Below are 5,500 nucleotides of genomic sequence, written 5' to 3' on the forward strand. Positions count from 1 at the left end.
CGAAAACCCTGTAGGAGCACGGCTTGCCGGCGATGGCGTCCTTGAAATCGCCATCGCCGGCAAGCCGTGCTCCTACAGTTTTTTGTTGGCGTGCCGTTAAAGCCTTTAACCACGCCAACAAAACCAAAAGAGTGAACCGTCATGCGCATGAGCCTGAAGGCTAAAGTTCTGTCCCTTGCCGTTCTCCCGGTGTTGCTCTTTGCCTTGGTTATCAGCCTGACCACGCTGTTCGTCCTCCAGGAACAGGCGCACAAGGAAGTCGAAGAAACCCGTCAGCGCCTGCTCAACGATGCCAAGGCCACGCTGCAAAGCTACGTTGCCGTGGCCATGACCACGATCAAACCGCTCTACGACGCGGCCGCCCCCGGTGATGATGCCGCGCGCGCGCAGGTGATCAAGTTGCTGTCGAGCATCACCTACGGCAAGGAAGGCTACTTCTTCGGCTACGACTCCAACACAGTGCGCCTGTTCAAGGCCAACAGCCCCGAAGGCGTGGGCCAGAGCTTCAAGGACAACCGCGACCCGAACGGCGTCTACGTCAACCGCGACCTGGTGAAAGTCGCCAAGGACGGTACTCACTACCTGCAATACAGCTCACCGCTGCCCGGCAACACCCAGGTGCTGGTGCCTAAACTCGGCTACACCGAATACCTGTCGAAGTGGGACATGGCGGTGGGCACGTCGGTCAACCTCGATGGCATCGAAGCGCAAGTCGCGCTGGTGGAGGCCAAGGTCCAGGAACGCATGGAAGGCGTGGTGCTGAGCATTGTCGGGATTGCCGCGGTGCTGCTGTTGGTGATTGCGGCGGTCGGCCTGCTGCTGGCCAACACCATTCTGCGTCCACTGAACCTGATGAAAGCCAACCTCGATGACATCGCGGCGGGCGAGGGCGACCTGACGCGCCGCTTGTCCATCACCAGCCAGGATGAACTCGGTGAACTGGCTGGCTCGTTCAACCGTTTTGTCGACAAAATCCACAGTCTGGTGCGCCAGATCACCGAAATGACCTCGCAACTGACCGGTCTGGTGAATCAGGTCTCCGACCAGGCCCAGCGTTCGGACCAGGCCATGGAACGTCAGCGCCATGAGACCGATCAGGTTGCGACGGCGATCAACGAAATGTCGGCGGCGGCTCAGGAAGTGGCCAAAAGTGCACAAAACGCAGCCGTGGCTGCACAGCAAACTGACGAAGAAGGCCAGGCCGCCAAGCGTGTGGTGGCCGGCAGTATCGTGAAGATTCATGCGTTGGTGGACGACATCCGCAGCAGCGGTGTGTCGTTGGACAGCCTGCAAAAAGACGTGTCGTCGATTGTCAGCGTCCTCGGTGTGATCCGTTCGATTGCCGACCAAACCAACTTGCTGGCACTCAACGCCGCCATCGAAGCGGCCCGTGCCGGCGAAGCGGGGCGCGGGTTTGCGGTGGTGGCCGATGAAGTTCGCGCGCTGGCCAGTCGTACGCAAATCAGCACCCAGGAAATCCAGGGCATGATCGACCGCTTGCAGGCCGGGACCCAATCGGCGGTGGAAGCCATGCGCCGTTCCAGCGAAGCCGGCGACGGCACGTCCGCGCAGGCCAACGAGGCGGGCGCCTCACTCGACACCATGGCGCAGTTGATCGGCACCATCAACTCGATGAACGCACAGATCGCCAGCGCCGCTGAAGAACAAACCGCAGTGGCCGAAGAGATCAACCGCAGCGTGCATCAGATCGCGGTCGCCGTGGACAATGTGGCGGATGAAACGCAGCTCGGTGCGCAGACTTCGCGCAGCCTGGCTGACCTCGGCCAGCGCCTTGGCAAACTGGTCGGCCAGTTCCGTATCTGAGCCGTTAAGCATTCTTTGTAGCAGCTGGCGCAGCCTGCGTTCGGCTGCGAAGCAGTCGTAAACCTTGAGTGCGAGGTCTTCCTGAAACACCGCATCGACTGATTTCACGACTGCTGCGCAGCCGAACGCAGGCTGCGCCAGCTGCTACAGATTTATGTTGATGCTACGGTCTGTCCCAATACGGCACAGCCCCAAAGCATTCAACAAAGAAATCAATCACCGTCCGCACCTTCACCGACAACCGTCGGCTGCCCGGCCACAACACCGCAATCTGCTGCGGCTCCAGGCTGTTGGATACCTGAAAGTCCCCCAGCACCGGCACCAGCGTGCCTTCGCGCACTGCCTCGCCAATCAACCATGACGGAAACATCACCAACCCCAACCCTTGTTCGGCGGCTTGAACCAGGGTGTCAGCGTGATTGCCGGTGATCGGCCCTTTGACCGAGTAGGGCGTCCAGTCCTGCTGATCCTTGCGGAAAAACCAGCGTTGCAGGCCTGTCGCGCCTTTGTAGGCCAGGCATTGATGCGCTGCGAGGTCTTCAGGGTGTTGCGGTGTGCCGTGGCGTTCTAGGTAGGCCGGGCTGGCGGCGACTTGAAACCGGTGAGGCGCCAGAATGCGCGCCTGCATGCTGGAGTCGTGCAGCGGGCCGATGCGAAACAGCAGGTCGGCACCTTCTTGCAGCGGGTCGATGTAGTGGTCGGTTTGCTGGATATCCAGTTGCAGCTTCGGATAGCGCTCGCACAATTGCCCCAGCCACGGCGTCAGGTGCCGTTGGCCGAAAACCACCGGGGCGTTGATCCGCACCAGCCCGCTAGGTTCGCTTTGCTGTTCTTGCAAGGCTTGCTCGGCTTCTTCCAGTTGCACCAGCACCAGCCGCGCATGATGACCGAGCATGCGCCCGGCTTCGGTGGGCGTTACGGCGCGGGTGTGGCGGTAGAGCAATTGCTGGCTCAGGGCTTGTTCCATTAGCTGGATCTGCCGGGAAATCGAAGAGGGCGCCAGGCCTTCGCGCCGCGCCACTTCGGAAAAACTGCCATGGTCGAGCACCGCGACAAACAGCCGAAGTGCCTTGAATCCGAGGTCGTTGAGGCCGTGCATGATTCGTCCTGCTGTGCGAGTTGCGCAAAAGTGTTGTCAGGCTACTCCCATTTATCGCAAAGCACTGCCACCGGATAATGCCGGCCATTGTTTCTACAGGCAGGTTTCCCTTATGCAAGCGTCTTCAATCAACACTGCGGTCACACCCGCGACCAAACCAGGGCTGCGGCTATTGCTGTTGCCGCTGGTGATCCTCGCCGGCATGGGCCTTTCCGTGGAGGCCGGGTTGCTCGGGCCGCTCGGGGTTCAGGTCGGGCATTTGTGGGCGACATTGAGCATTTTCGGAGTCGGCTCGGCGATTCTGTTTTTGCTGCTGTTGTTCAGCGGCCCGCAACAAGGTCCGGCGTTGAACACCTTGCCGCGCTGGCAGTTGATCGGCGGCTTTCTCGGGCCGATTTATGTGGTGGTGCTGACCCTGGCCACGCCGCACATCGGCATTGCAATGACCATGATCGCGATCCTCTGCGGGCAGGTCGGCAAAAGCGTACTGATCGACCACTTTGGCTGGTTCGGCGCCAGCCGCAAAAAGGTCAACGGTGAACGCTGGCTGGCGTTGCTGTTGATTGTCGTGGCACTTGTTCTGATCGCTCGGGGTTGATGATGAATCTGAATATTTTGTTGGCCGTAATCGTGGCGGCCGGTGCGGTGTTGAGTGTGCAGGCGGCGATCAATGGCCGTCTGGGCGAAACGGTTGGCGTGTTGCGCAGCAGTTTGCTGACCTTCGTGGTGGGGGCGGTGGTTACCGGGCTGCTGATCCTGTTTTTCGAACCGGCGCAGGCCGTGAGCTTGCTGGACGTGCCGAAGTGGCAACTCAGTGGCGCGCTGTTTGGGGTGGTGTACATGATGGTCATGGTCGGCGCGGTGCCAAGGGTCGGTACGGCGGTGGCGACTGTGGCGGTGATTGTCGGGCAACTGGGCATGGGCATGTTGATCGACAATTTCGGCTGGCTGGGTAATCCGGCCATCGACCTGTCGAACAGCCGGATCGTGGCGATGGTGTGTCTGGGACTGGCGTTGGTGTTCATGTATCGCAGCAGCAAGCGGCAGGGCTGACGCAAACTCCTACACTGGTAAGACGGGCCGCGCGTGCGGCACCCCGACGACCACACCAATGGAGTCAGACTCATGATCAGCAGTGACAGTATCTGCGATTGTCCCAAATGCTCGTGCAAGCTGGGCGAGCATCCGATAGCGCGCCACGGTAAACACTATTGCTGCGAAGCCTGCGCCAAGCACCATGAACATGGCGAAGAATGCTCCAGCAAGGGCTGCAAGTGTGCTCACGAGAAATAGTGCTAAAACCTGATCTTGTGGCGCGGGAGCAAGCTCCCTCGCCGCAGGTATTCAATCGCTCTTTTTTATTAACTCGCTGGCCGCCAGGTCACGTTCTCGACGCCGAACTTCTCTGCCATCGGCTTGCTGGTCTTTTGCACCTTCTCCCGGCCGAAACGCGGGATCCGGCCCACCCCGGCGTCGCAGCTCGCCCAATGCCAGGCCTCCGCGTTGTCCATCTTGTCCAGGCGGATGATGAATGACTTGGGGGCGCCATGAAGGGTGTATTCAATGACGAAAAGTTTTGTGTTGTTCATAAAGCCCGTATTCCTCCCGGTGGTAATAGAGGGATCGTCGGTGTCGCGGAAAATTCAGTTGGATTGTCAGGTGGCGGCGACCAGTGGCGACCAGACGTTGGGCTGGTTACCATGCAATGTCTCAATACCCCAATGAATGCTGCCCATGGCCCTTGCTGCGCCCCCCGACCTGAGTGATACCGATGTGCCCGTGCAACCACTGGCACGGACCTATCCGCGCGGCTTGTTCATCGAGCCACACGAGCACGTCTGGGGCCAGTTGCTGTATGCGATGAGCGGGGTGATGTGGGTCGAAACGCCCCATGAAGCGCTGGTCGTGCCGCCGCAACGGGCGGTGTGGCTGCCACCGGGCGTGCCCCATGGGATTCGCGTGGTCTCGGACTTGCAGATGCGTAACATCTACCTGCGACCGTCCCTCGCCGCGACGCTGGACGAAACCGTTCAGGTCATCGAGGTTGGCGGCTTGCTGCGCGAGCTGATCGTCGGGTTGGTGGAGCAGGGCGACAACGGCGCGCCCGAGTATTACGAGGCGCTGGTCGGCCTTGCACTGCTGGAACTCAGGCGCGCCAAGCGCTCCGAGTTGAAAATCCCGATGCCGGATGATTCCGACCGACGCCTGATCAACCTCTGTCAGGCCGTCATGGCCGCGCCATCGCTGGACATCTCTTTTGAACAACACGCCGAAAGCGCCGGTGCCAGCGTGCGCACCCTGGCGCGCTTGTTCAAGGACGGTCTGGGCATGGGGTTCGCCGAGTGGCGGCGACAGGTGCAACTGGCGACAGCCGTGGCCGAGCTGATTCAGGGTGTGCCGGTCAGTGCCATTGCGCGCGAATTGGGCTATTCGCCGAGCAGTTTCAGCGACATGTTCCGCCGGGAACTGGGCATTGCACCCTCACAATTTTCCAGCCATCACCAAACCCTGTAGCCGCTGGCGAAGCCTGCGTCCGGCGGCGAAGCAGTCGTAGAACCTACTAGCACGGTATTACTG

General features: G+C 60.6%; 7 protein-coding genes. 5 read left to right on the top strand and 2 right to left on the bottom strand.

Features of this window, described 5'->3' with window-relative positions:
• Positions 1 to 141 precede the first annotated feature (141 nt).
• Positions 142 to 1,824, top strand: a complete 1,683-nt coding sequence (locus AC1D2P_RS30100; RefSeq protein WP_046032740.1) for a methyl-accepting chemotaxis protein — start codon at positions 142 to 144, stop codon at positions 1,822 to 1,824.
• Positions 1,825 to 1,987: 163 nt separating this feature from the next.
• Here AC1D2P_RS30100 and AC1D2P_RS30105 read toward each other — a convergent pair whose 3' ends face one another.
• On the bottom strand, positions 1,988 to 2,923 hold the full coding sequence (locus tag AC1D2P_RS30105; RefSeq protein ID WP_046032741.1) for a LysR family transcriptional regulator: 936 nt from the start codon (positions 2,921 to 2,923) through the stop codon (positions 1,988 to 1,990).
• Positions 2,924 to 3,035: 112 nt separating this feature from the next.
• Here AC1D2P_RS30105 and AC1D2P_RS30110 point away from each other — a divergent pair, with 112 nt between their 5' ends.
• From AC1D2P_RS30110 to AC1D2P_RS30120, 3 genes are all read left to right on the top strand, one after another.
• A complete protein-coding gene (locus AC1D2P_RS30110; RefSeq protein WP_109787244.1) occupies positions 3,036 to 3,521 on the top strand; it encodes a DMT family transporter in 486 nt (161 codons plus the stop codon).
• Positions 3,521 to 3,976 carry a DMT family transporter gene (locus tag AC1D2P_RS30115; protein ID WP_477758221.1) on the top strand — a complete coding sequence of 152 codons (456 nt, stop codon included), beginning with the start codon at positions 3,521 to 3,523 and terminating at the stop codon, positions 3,974 to 3,976. The genes AC1D2P_RS30110 and AC1D2P_RS30115 overlap by 1 nt, the downstream gene beginning before the upstream one ends.
• A 72-nt stretch (positions 3,977 to 4,048) precedes the next feature.
• Entirely contained in the window at positions 4,049 to 4,216 is a 168-nt protein-coding gene (locus AC1D2P_RS30120) for a metallothionein (RefSeq protein ID WP_081744005.1), read from the top strand.
• A gap of 68 nt (positions 4,217 to 4,284) precedes the next feature.
• Here the strand turns inward: AC1D2P_RS30120 and AC1D2P_RS30125 are convergent, their stop codons facing one another.
• Positions 4,285 to 4,512: a DUF6555 family protein gene (locus AC1D2P_RS30125; protein WP_109787242.1), complete on the bottom strand. Its 228-nt coding sequence runs from the start codon at positions 4,510 to 4,512 to the stop codon at positions 4,285 to 4,287.
• A 145-nt stretch (positions 4,513 to 4,657) separates the two neighbouring features.
• Here AC1D2P_RS30125 and AC1D2P_RS30130 point away from each other — a divergent pair, with 145 nt between their 5' ends.
• Positions 4,658 to 5,437 (top strand): AraC family transcriptional regulator, encoded by a 780-nt coding sequence (locus AC1D2P_RS30130; protein ID WP_177412274.1) that lies wholly within the window; start codon positions 4,658 to 4,660, stop codon positions 5,435 to 5,437.
• Positions 5,438 to 5,500 lie beyond the last annotated feature (63 nt).

Source organism: Pseudomonas sp. P1_F1_2 (genome assembly GCF_056405815.1).

What these genes read in the sequence shown, in the direction of transcription:
- AC1D2P_RS30110 (WP_109787244.1), top strand. Translation starts at nt 3,036, where the DNA reads ATGCAAGCGTCTTCAATCAACACTGCGGTCACACCCGCGACCAAACCA.
- AC1D2P_RS30115 (WP_477758221.1), top strand. Translation starts at nt 3,521, where the DNA reads ATGATGAATCTGAATATTTTGTTGGCCGTAATCGTGGCGGCCGGTGCG.
- AC1D2P_RS30125 (WP_109787242.1), bottom strand. Translation starts at nt 4,512, where the DNA reads ATGAACAACACAAAACTTTTCGTCATTGAATACACCCTTCATGGCGCC.
- AC1D2P_RS30120 (WP_081744005.1), top strand. Translation starts at nt 4,049, where the DNA reads ATGATCAGCAGTGACAGTATCTGCGATTGTCCCAAATGCTCGTGCAAG.
- AC1D2P_RS30100 (WP_046032740.1), top strand. Translation starts at nt 142, where the DNA reads ATGCGCATGAGCCTGAAGGCTAAAGTTCTGTCCCTTGCCGTTCTCCCG.
- AC1D2P_RS30130 (WP_177412274.1), top strand. Translation starts at nt 4,658, where the DNA reads ATGGCCCTTGCTGCGCCCCCCGACCTGAGTGATACCGATGTGCCCGTG.
- AC1D2P_RS30105 (WP_046032741.1), bottom strand. Translation starts at nt 2,923, where the DNA reads ATGCACGGCCTCAACGACCTCGGATTCAAGGCACTTCGGCTGTTTGTC.